We start from the raw sequence: 853 nt of genomic DNA on the forward strand, positions 1-853 counted from the left end.
TGCCTTCGGCTTTACTACCGACCCTGATTTTTTGCAATCCGTCGATAATGACATTGTCGCCTTCGTTCAAACCTTCTTTTATGACGATATTGACACCCTCATTTGAACCGGTGGTAACGGGCCGTTTCTCCACTACCTGCTCGTCATTCAAAATCAACAAAAACTTGCCGGCCTGGTCTTCTTGCACCGCCTTTTGGGGCACCACTAATGCAGATTTAGCCTCTCCACTTTCAACGATAATCGTCACATGCTGCCCCGGCAGCACGAAACCCTCTGGGTTTTCAAAAGCGGCACGAATCTTAATGGTTCCAGTAGACTGATCAACCCGATTATCGACAAAGTCAAAAACACCATTTTTGTCGTATATGTTGCCCGAGGAAAACTTGAGCTTTGCGATCAACTCTGGTGGTGTCTCACCATTATTGCGAATTTTCTCTTGTCGCTCAGATCTTCTTTTCGAAAATTCTCGCTCACTCGCCTGAAAGCTGACATAGATAGGATCTGACAAGACCAAATTCGCTAAAACAGTAGAGGGAGAAATAAAGTCACCTTTACTAACATTCGCCTGACTTAAGACCCCATCTGTCGGTGCGTGAATCGATGCATAATCCAGGTTGAGCGTCGCGGCTTTAAGTGCGGCTTTCGAGGATTGCAGTGCCGCTTCCGCTTGTAACTTTTTACTCAACAACTGATCCATCTGCGACTGACTAATGGTTCCCTTGCCGATCAACTCGTTTCCACGGCCATAATTTCGAGTGGATTCATCAAGCGCTGCCTGATCTGCAGCCAGCTTTGCTTTCGCTTTTGCAACTTCCGCCTGAAGAGTGTCTTTATCCAGTTCGAATAGCAGGTC

At 46.8% G+C, this 853-nt stretch carries 1 protein-coding gene; it reads right to left on the reverse strand.

The window, feature by feature from the left end; all coding sequences use genetic code 11:
- Positions 1 to 853 (reverse strand): efflux RND transporter periplasmic adaptor subunit (locus A3751_RS15475; protein ID WP_068457746.1); only part of this gene is annotated, 853 nt, incomplete at both ends.

This window comes from Oleiphilus sp. HI0080 (genome assembly GCF_001635135.1).